A 23729-nucleotide genomic window follows, 5' to 3' on the forward strand; every position below is an offset into this window, starting at 1 on the left:
GCGTTCAGAACAGATGCCAACTTACTTTCAAGAATAGAAATCCATCCACGCTGCGACTGTCGAAGCAGCGCACAAGGCTTCGACAGGCGCAGCCTGAACGGTGGTTATCAGTTGAACGAAATTCGACATAAAAACGTCTACTCAGGTAGTTGCCTCGCGCGCAAGATGCGATTGGGCCTCAGGACGACGGCGAAGTTTGTCGAGCAGCACATAAACCACGGGGGTCGTCAGCAGCGTAAGCAATTGGCTGGCGATCAGCCCACCGATGATGGTGACGCCCAGAGGTTGGCGCAATTCGGAGCCCTGCCCAAAACCAATAGCCAAGGGAAGCGCGCCAAGACCGGCGGCCAGCGTCGTCATCAGTATGGGCCGAAGACGCAGCAAGCAAGCCTCGCGCACCGCTTGCGCCGCAGTAAGGCCGCGTGAACGTTCGGCGTCCAGGGCAAAATCAATGATCAGAATGGCATTTTTCTTGACGAGACCAATCAGCAAGAACACACCGATCAGCGCCATGATGGAAAAATCCATGCGCAAGGCCATCAGCGCCAAAAAGGCACCGAAGCCCGCCGAAGGCAAGGTGGTGAGCACCGTGATCGGATGAATCAGGCTTTCATACAGGATGCCCAGCACGAGGTAGATCACCACAATGGCGGCAATGATGAGTATCGTCTGCTGAGACTGTGTCTGCTGAGCCGCTGCCGCTGCACCACTGAAAGCACCCCGCACGTTGTTGGGCATGCCAATGTCGGCATGATCTTCCAGCACGGCATCGCGTCCCTGCGCCAAAGAAACGCCCTCCGCGAGATCGAATGAAATGGTGGCAGAAAGCTCACCACCATCGTGGTAGACCGCAGTCGGTACGGCACGCTCTGCAAATGATGCGAAAGCCGCGAGCGGCACCATGGTGGCGGCAGTCTGTGCAAGCGGTTGGCCGGTAGAAGCATTGCGCTGCCCCGGGTTGGCGGAGGTGGCGCCGCTGCTGGCTGAGCTGCTGCCAGCAGCGCTGCTACCCGTATTCATATTGGCCGTGATCGCCTGCGCAGTGTTGGGCAGAGAAAACATGGTGTTCTGCGGACCCGTTTGAAATACGCTGGGAGAGGTCGCAGCGGCTGCGGACACCGGCAATGTCACGGGCACCAGAACATCACGCAGCACCACGGGTGAAGTGGCGTATTGCGGCGCCCATTCCATGACCACTGAATACTGATTCAGATCCTGGTACATCGTGGCCACAGTTCGCTGACCAAAGGCATCGTAGAGCGCTGCGTTCACACTGGTTTGGGTAATCCCAAGCCGTGCGGCCTGGGCGCGATTGATGTTGATGAAAGTTTCAACACCGTTATCCGATTGGTCATCATCGATGTCGACCAGGCGTTCGTCTTGTTTCAGGCGATCCGACAGCTTCATCGTCCAGGTGCGCAAATCTTCCGCGTTGTCACCGGTCAAGGTGTATTGGTAGGTCGAGTTGCTGCTGCGGCCACCCATTCTCAGTTCCTGAACTGGTCCCAGGAATACCCGAAGCCCGGTGATCCCCTGCATCTGTGGTCGCAAACGGTTGATGACCTGACGAGTACTTTCGCGGCCACTCGCTCCGCCGCGCTGGCCATTGGGTTTGAGCGCCGCCGCCAAAAATCCGCCACCCGTTCGGCTACCGCCGGCGAACGCCACCACCGTGCCTACGGCGGGGTCGCGCCGGATGATCTCCACCACCTGAGCCAGCTTGTCCCCCATGGCTTCGGAGGAAATGCTTTGATCGGCGCGCAAGCCCCCAATCATTTGGCCGTTATCTTGCTCAGGAAAAAACCCTTTGGGAATGTGTGTAAACAAATATACGTTCAGCCCCACCACCACCAACAGCACGAGCATCACAACCCACGGCGCAGCCAGTGCGGCATCCAGTGCGCGTGCATAGACACGGGTCACCCAGGGCTGCCTTGCCGGCATGGAGTGACCACCGCCGAGCCAGGACGGAAACCTTGCACGCAGGCGTTGCGCCCAGCTTTTTCTTGGGGCAGAGTCCTTGGCCTTCTTCCCCACGCGAAGCAGCATGGCGCACATCATGGGCGTCGTAGTGAGCGAGATCACCAAAGAGATCATCACTGCCGCAGAAAGCGTAATGGCGAACTCCCTGAACAGCCGGCCAGGCTGGCCCCCCATGAAGAGCAATGGAATGAACACGGCTACTAGCGAGACGCTGATGGTGAGCACCGTAAAGCCAACCTCGCGAGCCCCGCGCAAGGCCGCTTCGCGCCGGGGCATACCCTCTTCCATATGGCGAGAGGTGTTCTCCAGCACCACGATGGCATCGTCAACGACGAATCCAGTCGCCACGGTGAGCGCCATCAGTGTCAGGTTGTTAAGCGAGAAACCGCACAAGTACATGACGCCAAACGTGCCTAACAGCGACACCACCGTGGCAACAGCTGGAATCACCGCGGCGCGCAGCGTACGCAGGAAAACACCCACGACCACTACCACCAGAATGACGGCAATGATGAGAGTGGCCTCCACCTCCATGACGGAAGCGCGGATGGAGCCCGTGCGGTCTATCGCCACGTCCAGGCTGATGTCTTGCGGCAGCTGCGCTCGCAACGTGGGCAGCAAAGCATCTATGGCGTCAGCGGTCTTGATCAGGTTGGCGCCAGGCTCTTGCGTGACGTTGACCACAATGGCCGGCGCGCCATTAAAGAGCCCTCGCGTACGCGTGTTCTCCACGCCATCGACCACCTGCGCAATATCCGAAAGCCGCACCTGATTGTTGCCACGCGAGGCGATGATCAAATTGCGGTAATCCGCTGCACGCAGGCCTGGCGAGGGCGTCAGTACCTGCAGGGCGCGGCTATCGGAGCCGCTGCCAATTTCGATCAAGCCCTTGGGCCGGTTCGCATTGTTGGACTGAAGCGCCGCACGCACGTCTTCGGCCGAAATTCCCAGGTCCTGCATGGAAAAGGGATTCAGCTCTACCCTCACCGCCGGCAGCGAAGCGCCACCCAGCTCCACGTCGCCCACTCCATCTACTTGCAACAACCGCTGGCTGATCACATTCGACACCGCATCGTAGATCTGCCCTGGTGTGCGTGTCTTCGAGGTGAGCGCCAATATAAGAAACGGCTGAGACGCCGGATTGGCCTTGCGGTAGGTTGGGTTTGATCGCAGATCGGCCGGCAGATCAATCCGGGCTGCGTTGATGGCTGCCTGAACCTCACGCGCCGCGCTATCGATGTTCCGATCCAGATCAAACTGCAGCGTGACACGGCTTGAGCCGGTCAAGCTTCGGGAGGTCATCTCGTTGACGCCGGCAATCACGCCCAAGGTTCGCTCCAGCGGTGTGGCCACCGAGCGCGCCATATCCGCAGGCGAGGCGCCCGCCATGTTGGCGTTGACCGAGATCACCGGAAAATCCACTGTGGGCAAACGTGCCACGGGCAGCAGGAAATAAGCACCAATCCCCATCAACGCCAACCCCAGGGTCAGCAACACGGTCGCGATAGGCCGTTCGATGAAAGGGCGGGAGAGATTCACGACAGCGGAGCCTTGGGAGGGGCTTCTGAGTAAGCTGCAGGAGAAGCCTCAGGCTCGCGATCACTTTGAGGCACGCTACTACTTCCCAACCGGCGCCCTAAGCGATCGAACGCGAGGTAAACCACGGGAGTGGTGAACAAAGTGAGGAGCTGACTCAGCACGAGCCCGCCAAAGATGGCAATACCCAGAGGTCGGCGCAGCTCGGCGCCATCGCCCACACTGAACATGAGCGGAAGTGCCGCTGCCATGGCGGCCAGAGTGGTCATCAAAATAGGCCTGAACCGCAAGAGTGCGGCTTGATGAATGGCTTCGCGAGGACTCATGCCCTTGCCTCGCTCGGCCTCGATGGCGAAGTCGATCATCATGATCGCGTTTTTCTTCACGATGCCGATCAGCAGGATCAAACCGATGACACCCACCACATCGAGCTCATGCCCGCTGATCCAAAGCGCCAAAAGCGCGCCCACCCCAGCTGAAGGCAATGTCGAAAGAATAGTAAGAGGGTGCACGTAGCTCTCATACAAGACACCCAGCACGATGTACACGCAAATCACGGCTGCCAAAATAAGCCACAGCTGGTTGGACAGTGAACTCTCGTAAGCCCCGGAAGCACCAGTCAGCCGCAGGCGAATTCCATCAGGAAGCCCTGCCTGGCTCGCAGCGGCACGCACAGCCGAAACGGCGGTGCCCAGGGATACGCCGGGCGCGGTGTCAAAGCCCACCGTGGCCGCGGGATACTGCCCCACTCTCACTACCTGGGACAAAGCGCTTTGCTCCCGCACAGTAGCGAACGACGAGAGCGGAGTCGTCGTACCGCTGCCAGTGCGGACTGGCAGATTCGTCAGGGTACGCAGCGTGGCCGCCTCATCTCGCTGCGCCTCCAGGATTACGCGGTACTGGTTGGTGTCCGTGAAGATGGTGGAAACAATGCGCTGGCCGAAAGCGTTGTAGAGCGTGTTGTCCAGGGCACTGGCCGTCACGCCCAGGCGAGCCGCCGTATCACGGTTGATCTCAATATAGGCAGATAGACTCTTCAAGCCCGCATCGGTAATGGGATTTCGCACTTCGGGTACAGACTGCAAGGCCCGCACAAGGCGCTGCGCCCACTCATTGACCTGGGCGGTATCCACACCTTCCAGGGCAAAGCGATACTGAGTGGGACCTGATTCGCTGTCAACAGTCAAATCCTGCGTGGGTTGCAGGTAGAGCGAAACGCCTGGCGTAGCCTGCAATACGCGCTCACGCAAACGCTGCATGATGGTGTCCTGGCTATCTCCCAAGACGCCTTGTGTCCGCAGATTGACGATCATGCGGCCTGCGCTGAGCATCGTGTTGTTGGCGGCATCCACCCCTACCACCGAACTGAGCGAGCGAACCGCCGGATCAGCCAGCACCGCTTCAGCCGCAGACTGCTGCAACGCAGACATCCGTTCAAAGGAAACCTCCGGCGCAGCCTGCAACCGGACTTGCAATTGCCCTGTGCTCTGCGTCGGGAAAAGGCCCTTGGGCATGCCCCAATACAGCAGCCCGGTGAGCACCAGGGTGGCCAAAGCCACCAACAAAGTCAGCGGTTGATGTTTGAGCACCCAGAGCAAGCTGCGGTCATAGTGCCCTACCACCCAATCGAGCCCCCGCTGTACCGCGCGCGCCAAGCCTCCGCCGACTTCGTTCAAGGGATTTAACCAACGCGCAGACATCATCGGCACCAAGGTGAGCGACACCACGGCAGAAATCAGAATGGTGATCGCCAGCGTGACTGCAAACTCACGAAACAGCCGCCCTATCACTTCCTGCATGAACAAGAGCGGAATCAGCACCGCAATCAGCGACACGGTGAGTGAGACGATGGTGAACCCGATTTCCCCAGCCCCCTCAAGCGCGGCTTGAAATGGCTTCTTACCCATTTCCATGTGCCGAGAAATGTTCTCGATCATGACGATGGCGTCATCCACCACAAAGCCGGTGGCAATCGTCAAGGCCATCAAGCTTAAATTATTCAAGCTATAGCCCAGCAGGTACATCGCCCCCATACTGCCCAAAAGCGAGATGGGTACCGCTATAGATGCGATGACCGTGGCACGCATGCTGTGCAGGAAGAAAAAAATCACCAGCACGACCATCACCACCGCAAGCGTCAGCTCCATCTTCACGTGATTGACTGAGGCACGGATGCCGGTGGTGCGGTCGGTCAGCACCTCTACGCGCACCGTACGTGGCATGGTCTCACGCAGAGCGGGTAGCGCCTTCTGAATGGCGTCCACGGTGTTGATCACGTTGGCACCTGGCTGGCGCTGAACGTTCAAGATGATGGCAGGTGTGAGCGCAGGTCTTTCGTTCGCGGAGCCCTTTTGCGCATCATCGTCATGGATGCCTGCCCACGCCCCCAGGCGGCTGTTTTCCGAGCCATCTATCACCCGGGCAACATCCTTGAGCCGCACTGGCGCGCCATTGCGGTAGGCCAGGATCAGCTCACGGTAGTCCGCTGCCGTCACGAGCTGGGAGTTGGAATTGATGGTGTAGGAGCGTTGCGGCCCATCAAAACCGCCTTTGGCACTATTGCTGTTGGCCACGCTGATCGCCGAGCTCACGCTGTCCAGGCCCATGCCAAGCGCAGCCAATGCATCAACATTGCCCTGAACCCGAACGGCGGGGCGCTGGCCTCCTGCGAGTGTCACCAGGCCCACGCCGCTGATCTGGCTGATTTTCTGGGCCAACCGGGTGTTGACCATGTTCTGCACTTCGGTCAGCGGCAAGGCCTCAGAGGAAATGGCCAGCGTGAGAATGGGCGCATCAGCCGGGTTCACTTTGGCATACACCGGAGGGGCTGGCAGATCTGCCGGCAGCATGGAGCTTCCGGCATTGATCGCTGCCTGCACCTGCTGCTCCGCCGAATCCATGGATTGGGAAAGCGTGAACTGCAAGGTGATGATGGACACCCCGGCCGCGCTGGTGCTGGCCATGCGGTCAAGCCCGGCCATCTGGCCGAACTGCCGCTCCAGCGGCGCCGTGACAGTGCGACTCATCACATCAGGGCTGCCCCCTGGGTAGAGCGTTTGCACCTGGATGGTGGGGTAGTCCACCTGCGGCAGAGCCGCCAGCGGGAGAAACCGCAGGCCGACCAGGCCAGCCAACACAATGGCGACCATGAGAAGGCCCGTCGCCACCGGGCGTTGGATGAAGATACGAGAGATGTTCATGGGCAATCCGCCCTCGCCTATTCCCGAGGCGGAGTCTGGGCACGCCGCCGTTCGCGCAACTGATCCAGATACGCGCGCCGCTCATCTGGCGGCATGGCCAGAAGTTTCTGCTGCGCTTGTGGCGGTAAGCGATCAAACCAGGCGGGCATACTCGCTGCCGAGGCAGGCGCCACCGCAGCCGCTGCGCCGGGACTCTCAGCTATGCGAGCCTGAGGGCGGCTCACACTGGCCGGAGCCTGAGCAGCCGCCGCACCGGAAGCCGGCGTAGCCCGGCTGCGCCGGCCACCAAATCCTGCGCCGGAGGCACCGCCTGCAGGACGATCACCCGCCAATTGCACCCGGGCACCGTCTTTAACGGCGTCCCCACCCTCGGTCACTACCAGTTCACCGCCCTCTAAACCCGAAACAATCTGGATCTGATCGGCTGTTGCCAAGCCCCTCTTGACGCTTTGCATACGAGCCACGCGGTCGCCATCGATCACATACACATAATCCCCCTTGGGCCCTGTACGTACCGCAGTCACAGGAACCAGAATGCCGGAAGCCGAGCCCAGCTGAAGCTGGGTATTGACGAACTGCGCGGGAAACAGCGCGCTATCAGCATTGGCAAAGCGTGCCTTGGCTTTGACCGTGCCAGTGGTGGTATCCACCACGTTGTCAAGCGTGGAAAAGCTCCCGCGCTCCAGAACTTTCGTGCGTGTCCGGTCAAACGCGACCACGGGCAAACTCCCTACCCGCTGGGCCGCCAGTACATCCGGCACGCGATCCTGCGGTACGGCGAATTGCACGTCTATAGGTGTCATTTGCGTGAGCGTGGCAATCGTCGTGCTGCCGGCCTGCATCATGTTGCCCGGGTCTACCGCCCGCAAGCCCACACGCCCCGTGATGGGAGAGGTCACGCGTGTGTATGAAACATTCAGCTTGGCCGAGTCTTCAGATGCCCGATCACTCTGAACCGTGCCTTCGAGCTGCTTGACCAGCGCCGCCTGGGTATCGACATCCTGGCGAGCAATGGAGTCCTGCTTCCACAATGTCTCATAGCGCTGCAGAGTCACGCGAGCTGCGGCAAGTTGAGCCTCATCGCGGGCTCGCTGCCCTTGCGTCTGGGCCAGCGCTTGCTCGAAGGGGCGGGGATCAATCACCGCCAGTACGTCGCCCTTCTTGATCAACTGCCCTTCAGTGAAGCGCACTTCCATGAGCACCCCGGAGACCTGCGGCTTAAGCGCCACCGTGACCACAGGGGTCACAGTCCCAAGCGCTTCGATATAGACAGGAAGCTCGCCCAGCCTGGCAGTAGCCGAGCCCACCGTAACAGATATTCGGCCGCCGCCTGCACCGGGAGGCGGGCCGCCGCTGACCCGACTCGGGCCTGGAGCTGGCGCTTTGGAACGCTGTACAAGCCACCAGGCCCCGCCCACCAAAAGGGCCGTAAGTGTGAGCCCCACCAGCCAACTCAACCAGCGTCGCCGCGGCCGAGCCTGTGCGGCGGAAGCTGCGGCGGGAGAGTCAGACGGCGTCGCGTGCATGGTTAATTATTAGAAATGGCCCAGGGACGAGGCCATGCGGGGATCGTAGCCAGTCACCAAGGGGGCCTCAGTGTCGGGGATTTGAAGATTTGTAAAGCTAAATGCACTCAGGAGCCTGCCGGACTTGGAAATCGTCGGCTGCAAATCACGAAAGCGCTGAGGTAAACCCTACTCCTGCCATACCACCGTGCCAGTGAGCCAGGTCACCAAAACGATGACCCCAAACGCGAGTCTGTACCAAGCGAATGGCACGAAACTATGGCTCGAAATGTAACGCAGAAGCCAACGCACACAGATCCAGGCGCTGACAAAGGAAAACAGCAGTCCCACCGCGAAGAATGGAATATCTGCTGCAGAAAGGAGCGCACGCTCTTTATAGAGCGAATACACGCCGGCGCCAATCAAGGTGGGCATGGCCAGGAAGAAAGAGAAATCCGTGGCGGCCTTGCGTGATAACCCGAGCAACATGCCACCAATGATGGTGGCGCCCGAGCGGCTGGTTCCCGGAATCATCGCGAGGCACTGCACAAGTCCAACCTTGAGGGCATCCCAGGCGCTCATATCGTCCACATCGTGGATGCGCGCCGCGCTTTGCGGACGCCGTTCCGCCCAGAAGATGACGAAGGCGCCCAAAATGAAGGCGGTGGCCACCACCGGGGGCGTAAACAGGTGCGCCTTGATCAATTTCCCAAAAATCAGCGCCAGAACCACCGCAGGTATAAAGCCAATCAGCACATTGAGCACGAAGCGCTGTGCGCTGCGGCTAGTGGGCAGCGCCACCACCGTCTCCGAGATTTTCTGCCAATAGACAATGATGACGGCCAGGATCGCACCGGTTTGAATGGCAATTTCAAATACGTGGGCTTTGGCACCCGTGACTCCTAGCAAACTGCCCGCCAGGATGAGATGGCCCGTGGAGGAGATCGGAAGGAACTCAGTGAGCCCTTCCACGATACCCATGATCGCAGCCTTGAGAAGTAAAACGGTGTCCAAAAGAGTCCTTTTTCTGCAGTAACGCGTTTCTGGTCGTGGGCGCGGATTTTACGCAGCCCCCAATCACCACCCATTCTTGGCCGATTTTCGCCGCGGGCCGCTAACTCTCGCGGCCGGGTGGCGTGCTGTTCGGAGCACAACTCTCGCTCCTCAGTTCCGTCGTTCTGCGCCGTCTGGCTGCATTTCGTCGCAAAACGCTGTTCCAGCGCAGTGCCTGAAGGCACATTCACGCCATCGACACCTCCATCCCCAATCCCTCCCCAGGAGAACAACATGCTGCTGACCGACCTGCTGATCCAACATCCCGAAGCCATTGCCGACATCGTTCGCCAAACCCCAGTGTGGGTGGGCGGTCTGCTGGCTGGGCTTTCCTGGCTGGGGTTTTCAGCCACACGCGCCCGGAACGTGCACATCGCGCGCCTGGCGCTAATGCCTGTTGCCATGGGAGGCCTGGCACTCTGGGGCGTTTACTCAGCCTTTGGTGCCGGTGGTCGCCTGGCTGAATTGCTGGCCGTCTGGGCGGCTTGCTACGCTGCAGTGATCGCCATCGGCTGGAACTCGCAGCCACTGCCTGGCACGAGCTATCAAGCCACCTCACGCAGCTTTCACGTGCCAGGCAGCTGGGTGCCCTTGCTTCTTACCATGGTGATTTTCCTCATGAAATACAGCATTGGTGTTCAGTTGGCCATGGAGCCCTCCCTGGCGAGTAATGCGGGTTTCGAATTCGGGGTGACCGCCTTGTACGGTGCGCTCTCGGGCATGTTCGCCGCACGTTCGCTGCGCGTATTGCGCCTGGCTCGTCCTCTCACACCTTCGCTGTTGAACCCCACCTGAAAGCTACGTTCGACCTTGGGCTGCCAGAGCCCCATCGCCACCCAAAAACCGGAAGGAGCTCTTTCATGACCACGACCCTCACGCCATCCCGCCTAAGTCAACTGGAGCGCCTTGCCCACAAGCGCGCACGCGCCAAGATGGGTTGGTTCATCCACGCCACCGTCTACACACTCGTGAATGCATGCCTGGCAGTGCTGGCGGTTTCGGGTGATCGCCAATGGCATCTGTATCCGCTTCTTGGGTGGGGGCTAGGCCTCACACTGCACGGCATTGCCGTTTTCTGGCTCAGCCCTGGCGCCCCTCTGCGTGAAACGCTGGTGCAGCGTGAAATGCGCCGCCTGTTGGCTCAGGAAAAAACCTAGCAAGACGCGGCACACACGTTATTTGCACGCGCAAAATGTACGTCATGAACACACCAACAACCGCCATCGTCGTACACCACCTGGAGCAATCGCGCTCCCAGCGCATCCTGTGGCTGCTGGAGGAGCTTGATCTGCCCTATGACATCGTGCTCTACCGGCGCAATCCAGAGACCATGCTGGCGCCGCCTGAACTGAAGAAAATCCACCCCTTGGGTAAATCTCCCCTCGTGTGCGTTGATGGTATGACGCTCGCCGAATCAGGCGCCATCATCGAGACACTGAATGAACGCTATGGAAATGGCCAGCTAAGTCCTGCTCCAGGAACGCCGGAGGCACTCCGCTACCGCTATTGGCTGCACTACGCTGAAGGCTCGGCCATGCCACCGCTTCTGCTCAAACTCGTATTCGACCGCATTGCAAAAGCACGCATGCCCTTTTTCGCCAAGCCCATTGCCAAGGGTATCGTGGGCAAAGCCATGAGCAGTTTCATTCAACCGCAGCTAACCACTCACCTGGGCTTCATGGAGGGCGAGTTGGCAGAACGCGACTGGTTTGCAGGCTCAGAGTTCACTGCCGCAGACATTCAGATGAGCTTTCCACTGGAAGCGGCCCAAGCACGCGCCGGGCTCGACGCACGGTACCCTCGCCTGACCGAATGGCTGAAAAGCATTCACGCGCGCCCAGCGTATCAACGCGCCCTGAAACGTGGCGGCCCCAGCGCGCCCTTGAGCTAGGAAGATCCATCAGGATGCGCATCGACTGGCTTTCGACCTTACGCCACCTCCTGCAGGTCGCGGCGTTCTGCTGCATCGTGGCCGTGCTCACGACGACCATCTGGCCAAGCAGTCCGTACTGGAAACAAGTCGGGAATGCCCTGTGCATAGGGCTGATCACCTGGGGCATTATCGAATTCGGTCGTTACTTTGTAGATGAGCGCCATTGCCACCGCTCTGCGGAGGGCGGCCACGGATGGCCCATGGGTTGGCGCGGCCTGCTTTTGTCGGCCATTGGAATTGCTGGTGGCTTCTACATTGGCACGGCCCTGGGGCACCAGTTGTTCGGCATGAACAACCTGCGCAGCACGCGCGACGATCAAATTGGATTGGTCTTGACCATCGTCGCCGGCGCCGCAGCGACGTTTTATTTCCATATGCGTGGCAAGGCATCCAACCTGTTGGCCGACAAAAATGCGGCTGAGCGCGACGCCACTGAAGCGCAGCTGAAGCTCCTGCAAACCCAGCTCGAGCCACATATGCTTTTCAACACGCTGGCGAACTTGCGCGCCCTCATCGGCATCGACCCGGCGGCCGCCCAGCAGATGGTGGACCGCGTCAACGACTATTTGCGCGCCACACTCACGGCCTCCAGATCGACTGAACACCCCCTGGCGACAGAGTTCGACCGCCTGCGCGACTATCTGGAGCTGATGTCCATACGCATGGGCGCGCGTCTTCAGTATGTGATTGAGCTACCCGATGAGCTTCGAACGCACCCAGTACCTCCGTTGATCCTGCAACCCTTGGTCGAAAACGCGATCAAGCATGGGCTCGAACCCAAAGTGGCAGGTGGCACCATTTCTGTAAGAGCGCTGCGTGGTGATTCAGGGCATGTGGCGCTTGAAGTGCAGGATAGCGGGGTAGGCTTTGAGCCTAAGCCTTTGGGCCCCACGCCGCCAAGTGCCCCCGGCAGCGGGTTCGGTCTCGCGCAAGTACGGGAGCGCATTGCCACAGCTTATAAGGGCCAAGGCGCATTCAGCATTGAGTCAAAACCCGGCGTCGGAACCACAGTACGCATAGATTTACCTATGAGCGGTACAGGCCAATGAACTCGAAACGCCCAAGCGCCCTCATTGCAGAAGATGAACCCCTGCTGGCTGCCGCCCTCGCCGCAGAACTGGCCAAAGCATGGCCTGATCTGCATGTTGTCGCTACGGTGGGCGATGGCGCCAGCGCGGTAGAACAAGCGCTCAAGCTCAAACCCGATGTCCTGTTTTTTGATATCCGGATGCCCGGCTTGAGCGGCCTGGAGGCCGCTGCCGAACTGGCAGACGCCTGGGACCCCGCTTCTCAGCCATTTCCAGCTCTGGCCTTTGTCACCGCCTATGACCAGTACGCTGTTGAAGCATTTGAAACCAATGCACTGGACTACGTGCTCAAACCTGTTCAACCCGAACGGTTGGCAAAGACCGTGCAAAAACTGCGTCTGTCTATCGAAAGGCACGTGGGCGACTCCACGAAGGCATCACCAACCGACACCGCTCTCCAATCCACCGCGCAGCAACTCGCTCAGTTGATGGCCGCACTCCAGCCCGTTTCGCAAGCCTCGGCGCCAGGCCCTCGCCTGCGCCAGTTGCAAGTCAGCAGTGCCGCAGGCAGTCAGGTTATTCGTATGGTGCCTCTGTCAGAAGTGCTGTATTTGCAAGCTGCGGACAAGTACGTTCGTGTCGTGGCATCAGATGGAGAACATCTCCTTCGCACACCTCTAAAGGAATTGCTCCCTCAAATCGATGTAGACGAGTTCTGGCAAATTCACCGCAGTACCGTGGTGCGCGCCAGCGCCATTGAATCAGTGCAGCGCGACGAAAGCGGCAAATACCTGATCACCTTGCGAAATCACCCTGATCAGTTGCCAGTGAGTCGACTCTATAGCCACCTATTCAAGCCCATGTGACGAGGGTTTGATGGCAAATACAAAGCCAGAAAAAGGCCCACTCTTTCGAGCGGGCCTAAGGGTGGTCACCTTGGAGAAACCGTTCTGGAGTTCAGCGGACCCAGTACCCGTAGAAACAAACCATCATCAGCGCCCATGACCATGGTGGTGACCATGCCTATGCCCGTGACCATGGTGCTTATGTCCATGACGCCAATCCTCCCGATAGCGGCCTCGCGGACCAGCGGGGACGTAGTAGACCGGTGCCGGCTGATACACCACCCGTGGAGGGGGATGGTAATAAACAGGAGGCGCCACATACACCGGCTGCGGAGCCACGTAAACGGGGGGCGGCGCGTACACCGGTTGCGGCCGGTAATGAGGCGCTCCGGAACCCACGCCCACCGATACCCCTGGACCGCCAATACCAACGGACCAGTAAACATCACTGCGCGCCTGAGCGGTCGCGCTGAGGCCTAGCGCTGCTGCACCCAACAGGCCCAAAGCTATAAAGCGCTTGAAACCAGTGGTGGTGCGAGACTGAATTGAGTTCATATCAAGTTCTCCTCAATAGGCCATGTGACAGGCCGGGTGCCAAATCGAAACGGGTCCTGCTGTGGCAGAACTCACCGCAGGCTTGTAGTTATTAAACGTGCGAGGTGCGATACAGAGCACATCCATTTCGTGAAGTCGGTGTCAAGGGGTAACACAGGCCGAATCCCTCAGATAAGACCGGCCAAGAGCCTGTTTGTGGTCATTTCCGGGTCGCGAAAGCTCATGAACCCGCTCCAAGCCGTTTGTCACCCTAGAATTCAGGTATGTCTTCTCCTAACGAAACGGCGAAATTGGCGAAAAACGCCAAGGCGCCTGACTCCCCAAAGCCCAGCAACTTCCTCCGCCACATCATTGAGGCTGACCTTGAAAACGGCGCTTACGCCAATCGGCGCTGGGGCGGTGAGCCAGGTGATGGGCGTCATCATGCCGCTGGCATCCCTGATCCTGCCAAAATCCGCACCCGCTTTCCGCCGGAGCCCAACGGGTATCTGCACATCGGCCACGCCAAGAGCATCTGGCTGAATTTCAGCCTGGCTGAGCAATACGGCGGCGTATGCCACCTCCGCTTCGACGATACCAATCCTGAGAAAGAAGAGCAGGAATACGTCGACAGCATTCGTGAAGCCGTGTCCTGGCTGGGCTACGACACCCTTCTAGCGGATAAGCCGCAAGCTCCCGGCGCAGAGCAGCCGCATGAGTATTTCGCCAGCAACTACTTCGATTTCATGTACCGGGCAGCCGAGTACCTGACCGAAGCCGGCCATGCGTACGTGGATGAACAAACGCCTGAGCAAATGCGCGCTACGCGTGGGGATTTCGGTACACCGGGCACCAATAGCCCGTTCCGCGATCGCACCCCCGCGGAAAACCTGCGCCTTTTGCGCGAAATGCGCGACGGCAAGCATGCAGACGGATCCATGGTGCTGCGTGCCAAGATCGATATGGCTTCGCCCAACATCAATATGCGCGATCCCACGATCTACCGCATCCGCCGAGCTACTCACCACAACACGGGTGACAAGTGGTGCATTTATCCCATGTACACCTTCGCGCACCCGGTGGAAGATGCGCTGGAGCAGATCACACACAGCATTTGCACGCTGGAATTTGAAGATCAACGCCCTTTCTACGATTGGCTGCTGGAACGTCTGAGCGAGGGGGGGCTGCTCACTACGCCACCTCCGCGGCAATACGAATTTGGCCGCCTCAACGTGGGCCATGTCATCACCAGCAAGCGGAAACTGCGCCAACTGGTAGAGGAAAACCGTGTATCCGGCTGGGATGACCCTCGCATGCCCACTCTGGCAGGTCTGCGCAGGCGCGGCTATACGCCCGAAGCGCTCAAGCTATTCGCTGAGCGCAGCGGGGTGACCAAGACTGGCGGCGCCTGGACCGATTACGCCGCGCTGGACGCCGCTTTGCGCGAAACGCTGGATCCGGTAGCCGTGCGAGCCATGGCAGTCCTCGAGCCAGTGAAGCTGGTCATAGAAAACTGGTCCGAAGTTTTCGGGAGCGATGCGCACCTGGAGTCTTGCGTGGCCCCACGGCACCCTCATCACCCAGAGATGGGTCAACGGCACTTCCAACTGGGCAAGGAAGTCTGGATAGAGCGCACGGACTACGAAGACACGCCTCCCAAAGGCTTTTTCAGGCTCTTTCCTGGCAATAAGGTGCGGCTGAAATACGGTTATGTCATTGAGTGCACCGGCGCCACCAAAGATTCCGCCGGGAACACCGAAACTGTTCTGGCCAAACTCATTCCCGACACCAAATCCGGTACACCCGGTTCAGATAGCGTGAAGGTCAAGGGCGTCATTACCTGGGTTGGCGTAGCAGACGGCCAATCGGCCGAAGTCCGCTTGTACGACCGCCTGTTCACCGAAGAGCAACCTGATGCCGGCGGCCGTGATTTCCTCACCGTGCTGAACCCCAACAGCCTGACCATTGTGAAAGCCATGGTAGAGCCCAGCTTGGTGGACGCCGCTCCTGAAGATCACTTTCAATTTGAACGCCACGGCTATTTCGTAGCCGACCGGCATGACCATGCACCGGCCCAAGCTAATGAAGGCCGCCTTGTGTTCAACCGGGTAGCTGGCTTGAAGGATTCGTGGACAAGTAAGTGAAAGCGCGCCGGCCGTGAGCGGCCGGCGCCATTTTCAAAGCGCCCGTCTATTGCTGCCCACCCCGTTGGGAATGCAAGGGGTAAGCTGGCCACCAGGATAGCTTTCAGACTGGTAAACCGCCGGCAACAAATGGACCGTAGCGGTCCATTTTTCTTATTAGCGCTCCAAACCCGAGCGCCTTCCAGTAGGGGCAGACCTTCCGTGTGACCATGGGCTGGCGGAGAAGCGAAGGCGCTCGATCGCCCGATCTCGCCCCACACTTGTACCGTGAACAAGTCTTAAAGCAATCACTTAAGACTCAGTAAGTCCACCACAGCGCATGACATGTGGAACTTATTACTACTTCCGGTTACTCAACTGTGACAGCGCGTGAAGAAGCCATCAGGTTTGACAGCTTCCACCCCTCCCCCTCTTCTGGCCTACCTCGGCGTGTTCACCACCATGAATGCGCTTGAATCCCCTTACCGAGGGTGAATTCACTTCAAATAGTTTCTTCTGTGTCAGACGAAGAAATTATTCTCAGGCATGCAGAAAGAGGAAATTTTCTATTATTTTAAACAGCTTCACTGATTTATTTTCGGCACAGATCAACCGACCCATTGAGAAGTACGACACAACCGCATGTCACGTGCGGCCTCTTTTACAGAACATGATTGAATCGTTAACCCTTTATCATCCGAACGATTTTCGTTCCACCAGCCCTCTCCAATGGAATATTCCCGAGCAAGTTGGCACACCAACCCTCAATCCAAATTCGTCCCCTTTCGTAGCATCCCCCACTGGCGAATCACTACAACAAGGGAAACGTCAATCCAAAATGGATCTGATGTACGCTTTGGCAGAGCGCGTGGTTCCGGATGTCCCTGATAACCTAACCGCGCCGCCCCATAACCACGTGGCCGGTACTGCGAACCCGCAGATAGTCCATCGCCGAACTCCCGCAATGAATGCACACGGCTTCCAGTTAATTTTACCAAGCCCGACGCCCCCACCTCTGCGCCGCGGTCTTCCACAGCCCCCCGGACAGTAGATTAATTGGTTACTAGTGTTTGACTCCGAAATTTCGGAGCAAGCTACGCGCAAGAGCATTTTCGCAGTTATAAATATCGCCTTCTTTTGGCACATTTATTCGAAAAATCTCCAAATTTTCTACCCGGCCCAAGCTTCATCAAAAGCGAGCGAATATGCCAACACCCCCTGCCAGTCCTACTTCAGGCCCAAGCCAAACGTTCAGTGCTCTGTCCCACAACCTCACGCTGCCGGCAGCCCCCACTCAAGCTCCAGACCAGGGCTTGCAAATCACGGTCGGCAATGGTCGGGATGCCCAGTCGTTGCACCAGGGCGTGCTAGAAACGCGTGAAGACATTGATGAGACGGCTCACCCTCGCCAGGCTCCGCCGCCGCGCCACATGCCCCCGGTGTTAGCGCCGTTGGTGTTGGATCAGGCCGGAGATTTTGAGGAAATTCATGCATATGAAATTCCCTTTCCGGACATAGAAAAACCAGTAATCGAGGAACATTTCATTGAAATGCGCGCGTTAAACAAGCTTTTCCTGGCTGCCAACGATGGTTCTGAAAAAATATCGCCCACGGAAGCGACAGCCCTAAATGAACTTGAAAATAAAATGCGCCAATCCATAGATTGGAAATCTGCATTTTCAATATTCGATCAGGCCAGTAGGCGACACGCAATTCAAGCTGCAAAATTTGAAGCCACCGCAGGTAAGATTGATGCTAGATTCGCAATAGACTCGGAACTCTTGCCGCCAGCCCAAGGGTTCATATTTTCCATTCCAGAGCAAATTGCCTTAAATGGTTATCAACAAACATTCATGGCTTCGTTCAGCAGAGATTTTGATGATCACGTTCACCTTGACGTCTCTGGCGAGCCAATTTCCTGGAAACCTGAAGAAATTAATGCGGAAGAAGGCGCGTTTGCACTAGAAGAAGAAAGTTTATCAATCATCTTCTCACCCCAGGAGCCTGCCACCGGACTCACCGGCAGTGCCATACAATTCTGGGGAGAGCTGTGGCTACAACCTGCTCAGCCCGCTCAGCCGTTTAATGTGGAAATAGTGTTTAAAGACGTTACCCGCCCATTAGACAGAATAAGTATTGCAGTGGCAGAGGTGCTGAAACCTTAGAGCATTTGATGCTTGCGCTCAAAATCTCACTGACCAAATGCGGAAGTGGCGCTTCATCGACAAGGCTTCGCTTCAAAGCCTACCGGCAGCTGCCGCTTCCGTACGGCCCGTCAACTCAACTAGCTCGTCGATGATTAACGCCCGGTAGTAGTAAGCAAGCAATGCGCCTGCATCCAGGAGGGCCTTGCTTATAGCATCGGGGCTGGCGCCGCTGACTTCGATCAAAAGCCCGGCGTTCCCCGTGCCGGCCAGTTCTACGAAGCGCGCCATGAATTGATCTTCACGCCCAACGGAAGGCATCCCCCCTACTTCTGCGGCCCGCGCAGCAAACGCTTGCGTGATCTCCTGTGGCGAAGCGACTGCAGCCGAGCCGACCTTATCGACCCCGCTCACCTTCGCTGCAGCACTCTGCGCCGCCTGAGTGGTTGCGAACATGGCAAAGATGTGCCCCTTCGGATAGTAAGCGCCCATGCTGAGGTGGCTACTAGGAACTGAAAATGCATTCATGGCTAACTCCATTTTTGATGGTTTTAGACTTATTCTTGCTCTCACAACGGGTTATTTCTGTAGGACGGCAACGCAGCATCCGCCAGGAAATACTCTCTTTAAAAGTAAATTTTTACTACGGATGTCCGATGAGTAGAAAGAAATTGAAACTTTTTTCTATCATTTACACCCACGGTTTGTCACAATCTCGGCATGTCGATATCTGAAATCGCGCTTTGGTCTGCGCTGGCTGGTGGGTTGTTAACGCTGTTCGCCCTGACCGTGAGCCTGTTTCTTTCTGATCGCCGGAGCCCCGGGACTTTGAAGAACGTGCTGTTTGTCACGGCAACCGGTAGTTCGGTGATCATCGTTTGTGGACTGCCGGAGGTGCTGTTTCCCCAGGTCAGTACGCTTGCCTGGCTCATTGCCAAGGTATCCGTAGGCCCCCTTTCAGCTGCCTTGACGCTTTCTTACCTGAACCTCTGGATGGGCGGAAGCCGAGAAGACCGGCCAGTGCATCGCCTCCTTCTATGGGGCTCACGCGCCCTATTGCTTGCGGGTCTGGCATTGGCAGTCTCCGCAGCACTGGCACCGCCCCATCAGTTCGAACAGGTGCTCTTGGCCGCCGCTTTGGTGAACCTATTTGCGGTATTGCTGGGCATTGGGGTCACGACGCGGGCAGCAGTCTTGGGAGACCCCCTCGCGGGCTGGATGACGGTGGCGTGCGTCCTCCTGTTTTTCATGACCTCCGGTTTGTACCTGCGTGCGCTGGAAGTTCCTCTCGGGCTAGGTGTTTGGGCACTAACAGCCGTTTTGACGCTGGCGTACTTCCTCTTGACTTCTGTGCTGGTGAGCTTGCGCAATCACGAAAATCGCCGGCTGGCGCAATTGGCCCGGCTTGACCCTACCGTTGAGCCGAGCACCGGCCTTCCTAGCGGAGCCAGCCTGGTGTCCAAGGTGGAACATACCCTTTGGGCGACCGGACGCAAACAAAACCGCTCCACCGTGATATGTATCTATCTCAGTAATCTGTACGAGTTGGCAGACACCGTTGAGCGAGGGGCTGACTCCCAGATTCTCCCAGTGATGGCAGCGCGCATTCGCCGAATTGTGGGTTTTCGGTGCGTGGTGGGCATCTACCACCCCCGCTGTTTCGTTATCGTTCAAGATGCCGAGCGCCTTAAAGAACGGTCGAATTCCACGCTCCCTCGCTTACGCACCCTGTTGCCACAGTCCATGCAAGTGTTGGGACCAGACGCGAAAACTCACACGTTCAAGCCGCAGATTGGAATAGGGATCGTGGAAACGGCCGCCGGTCGCAAAGCACTGGATGTGCTGCACGAAGCCGAGCGTCAGGCTCAGTACTCAAGCCCTGTCGAATCTGAAGACAATATAGAGACCATTCAATAGCGTTGGTAGCTGTGAACAGCCGACCCAGTGCAGCCCTGTAGCCCCTTCAGAGCCTCCATCGCTACTCAGCGCGCCGCTCGTCAAACGCGCCCACGGGCCATTCGAAGCCTGGAAGAGCCTTCACAAACGCTGTTATGCAATGGCCTGCGTGTCTGCCTGCAAGTTTGCCTGAAGATGCGAGCGAGCCAACTCCCATACCTTGAGCGGTGATTCGGTTTTCAGCTTGTGATCACTCCACACTTGTCGCCACAGCCTGGCGCCCCGCCGGCCATGGTGCAAGCCAAGCATATGGCGGGCTATGGCCGACCAGGGCGTGCCATCTTCGATCGCATCACGCACCATATAGGCCACCATCTCGGCCTCTACTTCGTCCTGCGAGAGCTTACAAGGCTCGCCGCCTAAGAATCTGGCATCCCAGTCACTCATGATCCAGGGATGATGGTAGGCCTCGCGCCCGAGCATGACCCCGTCTACATGTTGAAGATGCTCCGTGATCTGCTCATTGGTAGTGACACCCCCATTCAGCACGATGGTGAAGTCAGGAAAATCTCGCTTTAACCGGTAGACAAGCTCATAACGCAGCGGCGGGATCTCCCGGTTTTCCTTGGGGCTCAACCCTTTCAGCCACGCATTACGCGCATGTACCGTGAAAACGTTGCACCCAGCCATGCCCACGGTGCCAACGAAATCGCGCACAAACTCATAGCTTTCTTCGCGGTCTATGCCTATGCGGTGCTTCACGGTCACGGGGATATCCACCGCATCAACCATGGCCTTCACCCCATCGGCTACCAGTTTTGGTTCAGCCATCAAGCAGGCGCCAAAGGCTCCGCGCTGCACGCGTTCACTAGGGCAGCCACAGTTCAGGTTGATCTCGTCATATCCCCAGCGAGCGCCAATGCGGGCGCATTGGGCCAGATCCGAGGGATCGCTTCCCCCCAACTGAAGAGCCACCGGATGCTCACACTCATCCATGCGCAGATGCCGGCGCTCAGCGCCATGGAGCAAACCACCAGTGGTCACCATCTCGGTGTAGAGCAGCGTGTTCTTGGTGAGCAAGCGATGCAGGAACCGACAGTGCTTATCGGTCCAGTCGAGCATGGGTGCAACTGACAACTTCCAAGGCGTTGGTCTGTCAGCTTGCTCTTTGGAGTCAGCAGCTTGACTCTGGTTGTTCTCTGTAGCGTTCCCGTGCATTACCGTGCGTTTCGTCGTATTTCGTTCTCAGGGTGCTGCATTTCATGCTACACGGCGGTCATGTAGCACCGCCCACGACGGGCCAGCACATGGGAACAATTACAACATGCTGGCGAAAGGATGGTCTCCAGGAGGAGCGAAAGTCACCAAACGGGACTCGCCACATGTCCAGGTCCCTCCCACGAAGAAAATCTTGAGACGGCTTTGGTCGTTCGCAAGTAATGGCGGAGCACCAGTCCGCTCAACGTACGCGCTGGAGCTCTACTGCATTCGGGGGACGATGGTATGGATCATCGGTGCTGTACGTGCGCTGCGGGTTACCGGTGTCTTGAAAAACGCGGCTGCCGCCATGGATGCTGGACTCCACACGGCGGCCATCCACGCCCTGGTAGGCATCGACTTCGCGCATGGCGCGCACGGAACGATCCTGCATGCGATCGTTGGTGGCTGAGGTGTTACCGGCAATCTGGCTATAGATGTTTGCCACCTCGCGGTTTGTCCGCATCCGAATGGCAGCGCGATCAGCTTCACCACGCGCATTGATAGCAGCCATTTGCCGATTGTGCCAATCGTTGATGCTGTTGCTCTGGCGAGTGTGATGGTTGTTCATGCTCGCCTGTTGACGCTCGCGAGCCGCCTGTGCCCATTGCGGATTGAGGCGAATGGTGTCACCCACGCGCTTATTCAAGGCGGGGTCAAGCCGACCCGCGGGCGCACGCTGCGCGTCTACGGTGCCTGTACCACCCACTATCGAGCCCTGCAGATCTGTGAAACTGACGGCCGCCTTCAGCAGCTCATGCATAGGTATGCCCTCTTGCTGGTAGCCAATCAGCAACTGCCCGGCATCCCAGCGCACGTTACCCTGCGATTTTTGCTGCATCTGTTGAGCCGCCTCTGGCCAAGCCTCGTAACGCAGGATCTGCGCACCGGGCCGCAAGCGCATGGCCATCGATTCGAGAAAAGCACGGGCATTGCGGAACGGGGCCGAGGGACACGGGTTGAACTGGTTTTCTGTGCCCTGTACTTGCCAGTTGAAGCCGGAAAGCTTTTCAATCGCGGTCAGGCTGTCAGGCGCCAGTGCAGTCCAGGTCCATTGCAGTTGATTGGTGACGCAATTCGTGTTGTCGTTCCAGCTCACGCCCCCCATACTGCGCCAGCCCTTTGGAATCTGAAGATCAGCAACCACCATGGGCTGGCGAAAACCCTGGCGATCCAGGATCTGTGCGGGAACCATCGTGCTCGTGTCCAGCGCAGGAATAGGCGCTGGCTGGGAAACCTGGATGCGCTCCGGCGCTCCTTGAATGGTTCCTTGAATGGCCGCTGGCATGGCGGCTAAGGGCTGCTGGGCTTGCATCGATGCAGATGACTCCGACGCGTTCTCTGGCGAAGGCGGGGCCTCAGTGACCTCGTCGGCTTTATCGCAACCCGAAAGCCCCAAGGGAATGGAGACTGCCAGTGCCAACAGCGTGTGCATGGAAGCGCGCATGATGAATTTCTCCCAGAAGCCAGCACACGCAGGCGCGTATAGCCGGTACGCGCAGGCGCGTGAGCGAAGTATGGAGGAGTCCATGGACATCGCGCAATGGGCCATTCGGCGTAGATTCCCTCATAAACTTGCTGTTACGCAGGGAGTTCAGACATCCTGCGCCTGCTCGCAAAAGGCAAAAAACCAGGCGCCCCGGCCTAAAATCAGCGGGTGAACCCGATCCTGAACATCTCCGCCTACAAATTCGTCCCCCTGCCCGATGCCGAGAACCTGCGCGTGCTATTGCAAGAACGCGCGCAGACAGCTGGCCTCAAGGGCACCATCTTGCTGGCCGAGGAAGGCATCAATCTCTTTTTGGCGGGGCCAGCCGAAGCGGTGCGTGGCTTCGTGGCCAAGCTGCACCACGACGCGCGCTTTGCCGACATCGCGCCCAAGGAAAGCTGGTCGGCCACCCAGCCGTTTCGCAAAATGCTGGTGAAGGTCAAAGGCGAGATCATCCGTATGAACCATCCCACCATCCGCCCTGCGAATGGCCGCGCCCCCGCAGTGGCGCCCGCCACTGTGCGGCGCTGGCTGGAACAGGGTGTGGACGACGATGGTCGCCCCGTGGTTACTCTGGACACCCGCAATGCTTTCGAGGTGGACCACGGTACTTTCAAAGACGCCATCGATTGGCGCATCAACAAGTTCACCGAATTTCCCGCTGCCCTGCAGGCCCATAAAGCGGATCTGCGGGGCAAAACCGTGGTGAGCTTCTGTACTGGTGGCATTCGCTGTGAGAAGGCCGCCATCCTGATGCAGGAAGTGGGGCTGGAGCATGTGTACCAGTTGGAAGGGGGCATCCTCAAGTACTTTGAGGAGACTGATGGGGCTCATTACCGGGGGAATTGTTTTGTGTTTGATGAGCGTGAGGCGTTGGGGCAGGATCTGAGTGCTTTAACGTCTTCTCCCTCTTCCTCAGATGAAGACTGATACAGGCGTGCCTGCCGGCTGAGCCCCGGAGCCCCGGAGAACCCCAGAACCCAAGGCTGTGAGCTGGATTTACTCCTTCCCCCTCTGGGGGCGCCCGGCGTAGGGGAAGGTTGGGAAGGGGGCAAGCGGCGCTTGATTAAGCGCTTCGGTTGCTAATCACCTACTGTTGCTCTTTTTAGGTCGGAGGCCGGGAATGCGCCCGGCAGCGCAGTCCCTTTCTTTGCTCGCACAAAGCAAGGAACCAAAGAAATGCGACCCCAAGTCCGTGTCCCT

General features: G+C 58.4%; 18 protein-coding genes. 10 read left to right on the plus strand and 8 right to left on the minus strand.

Annotated features, from left to right (window positions below; genetic code table 11):
- Window positions 1–141 precede the first annotated feature (141 nt).
- The 4 genes from G518_RS0120825 to G518_RS0120840 form a co-directional block, all read right to left on the minus strand.
- Entirely contained in the window at window positions 142–3522 is a 3381-nt protein-coding gene (locus G518_RS0120825) for an efflux RND transporter permease subunit (protein WP_028604195.1), read from the minus strand.
- Window positions 3519–6719, minus strand: a complete 3201-nt coding sequence (locus tag G518_RS0120830; RefSeq protein ID WP_028604196.1) for an efflux RND transporter permease subunit — start codon at window positions 6717–6719, stop codon at window positions 3519–3521. The genes G518_RS0120825 and G518_RS0120830 overlap by 4 nt, the downstream gene beginning before the upstream one ends.
- 17 nt (window positions 6720–6736) lie before the next feature.
- Complete coding sequence (locus G518_RS36140; protein WP_084652060.1) at window positions 6737–8245, minus strand: efflux RND transporter periplasmic adaptor subunit; 1509 nt, start codon at window positions 8243–8245, stop codon at window positions 6737–6739.
- Window positions 8246–8413: 168 nt separating this feature from the next.
- Complete coding sequence (locus tag G518_RS0120840) at window positions 8414–9238, minus strand: undecaprenyl-diphosphate phosphatase (protein ID WP_028604197.1); 825 nt, start codon at window positions 9236–9238, stop codon at window positions 8414–8416.
- Window positions 9239–9511: 273 nt separating this feature from the next.
- Here G518_RS0120840 and G518_RS0120845 point away from each other — a divergent pair, with 273 nt between their 5' ends.
- From G518_RS0120845 to G518_RS0120865, 5 genes are all read left to right on the plus strand, one after another.
- Window positions 9512–10072, plus strand: a complete 561-nt coding sequence (locus G518_RS0120845) for a DUF6622 family protein (RefSeq protein ID WP_036595473.1) — start codon at window positions 9512–9514, stop codon at window positions 10070–10072.
- 65 nt (window positions 10073–10137) lie between these two features.
- Window positions 10138–10434, plus strand: a complete 297-nt coding sequence (locus G518_RS0120850; protein WP_028604199.1) for a 2TM domain-containing protein — start codon at window positions 10138–10140, stop codon at window positions 10432–10434.
- A gap of 44 nt (window positions 10435–10478) precedes the next feature.
- A complete protein-coding gene (locus G518_RS0120855) occupies window positions 10479–11168 on the plus strand; it encodes a glutathione S-transferase (RefSeq protein WP_036595494.1) in 690 nt (229 codons plus the stop codon).
- Between the two features lie 14 nt (window positions 11169–11182).
- Complete coding sequence (locus G518_RS36145) at window positions 11183–12259, plus strand: sensor histidine kinase (RefSeq protein ID WP_036595474.1); 1077 nt, start codon at window positions 11183–11185, stop codon at window positions 12257–12259.
- Window positions 12256–13104, plus strand: coding sequence for a LytR/AlgR family response regulator transcription factor (locus G518_RS0120865; protein ID WP_028604201.1), 849 nt, complete (start codon window positions 12256–12258; stop codon window positions 13102–13104). The genes G518_RS36145 and G518_RS0120865 overlap by 4 nt, the downstream gene beginning before the upstream one ends.
- A gap of 126 nt (window positions 13105–13230) precedes the next feature.
- On the opposite strand, the gene G518_RS39445 is transcribed toward G518_RS0120865, so the two are convergent.
- A complete protein-coding gene (locus G518_RS39445) occupies window positions 13231–13638 on the minus strand; it encodes a hypothetical protein (RefSeq protein ID WP_156909482.1) in 408 nt (135 codons plus the stop codon).
- Between the two features lie 263 nt (window positions 13639–13901).
- Here G518_RS39445 and G518_RS0120875 point away from each other — a divergent pair, with 263 nt between their 5' ends.
- The 3 genes from G518_RS0120875 to G518_RS0120880 all read left to right on the plus strand — a co-directional run bounded on the left by G518_RS0120875 (window position 13902) and on the right by G518_RS0120880 (window position 17905).
- Entirely contained in the window at window positions 13902–15761 is a 1860-nt protein-coding gene (locus tag G518_RS0120875; protein WP_028604203.1) for a glutamine--tRNA ligase/YqeY domain fusion protein, read from the plus strand.
- Window positions 15762–16212: 451 nt separating this feature from the next.
- Window positions 16213–16791, plus strand: coding sequence for a hypothetical protein (locus tag G518_RS40105; protein WP_156909483.1), 579 nt, complete (start codon window positions 16213–16215; stop codon window positions 16789–16791).
- Between the two features lie 154 nt (window positions 16792–16945).
- The gene (locus G518_RS0120880) at window positions 16946–17905 is read left to right on the plus strand and encodes a hypothetical protein (protein WP_028604204.1); all 960 of its coding nucleotides are present in this window, start codon (window positions 16946–16948) and stop codon (window positions 17903–17905) included.
- Window positions 17906–17977: 72 nt separating this feature from the next.
- Here G518_RS0120880 and G518_RS38680 read toward each other — a convergent pair whose 3' ends face one another.
- Complete coding sequence (locus G518_RS38680; RefSeq protein WP_156909484.1) at window positions 17978–18412, minus strand: hypothetical protein; 435 nt, start codon at window positions 18410–18412, stop codon at window positions 17978–17980.
- A gap of 192 nt (window positions 18413–18604) precedes the next feature.
- On the opposite strand from G518_RS38680, the gene G518_RS0120890 reads away from it, so the two are divergent.
- Window positions 18605–19801: a hypothetical protein gene (locus tag G518_RS0120890; protein WP_028604205.1), complete on the plus strand. Its 1197-nt coding sequence runs from the start codon at window positions 18605–18607 to the stop codon at window positions 19799–19801.
- A 132-nt stretch (window positions 19802–19933) separates the two neighbouring features.
- Here the strand turns inward: G518_RS0120890 and dusA are convergent, their stop codons facing one another.
- Window positions 19934–20998, minus strand: a complete 1065-nt coding sequence (gene dusA / locus G518_RS0120895) for a tRNA dihydrouridine(20/20a) synthase DusA (protein ID WP_084652062.1) — start codon at window positions 20996–20998, stop codon at window positions 19934–19936.
- Between the two features lie 241 nt (window positions 20999–21239).
- The gene (locus G518_RS0120900; RefSeq protein WP_028604207.1) at window positions 21240–22484 is read right to left on the minus strand and encodes a hypothetical protein; all 1245 of its coding nucleotides are present in this window, start codon (window positions 22482–22484) and stop codon (window positions 21240–21242) included.
- Between the two features lie 210 nt (window positions 22485–22694).
- Between G518_RS0120900 and G518_RS0120910 the strand changes: the two genes are divergently transcribed.
- A complete protein-coding gene (locus tag G518_RS0120910; RefSeq protein WP_028604209.1) occupies window positions 22695–23456 on the plus strand; it encodes a sulfurtransferase in 762 nt (253 codons plus the stop codon).
- Window positions 23457–23729 lie beyond the last annotated feature (273 nt).

Source organism: Ottowia thiooxydans DSM 14619, from assembly GCF_000422885.1.
GTDB classification, from domain to species: domain Bacteria; phylum Pseudomonadota; class Gammaproteobacteria; order Burkholderiales; family Burkholderiaceae_C; genus Ottowia; species Ottowia thiooxydans.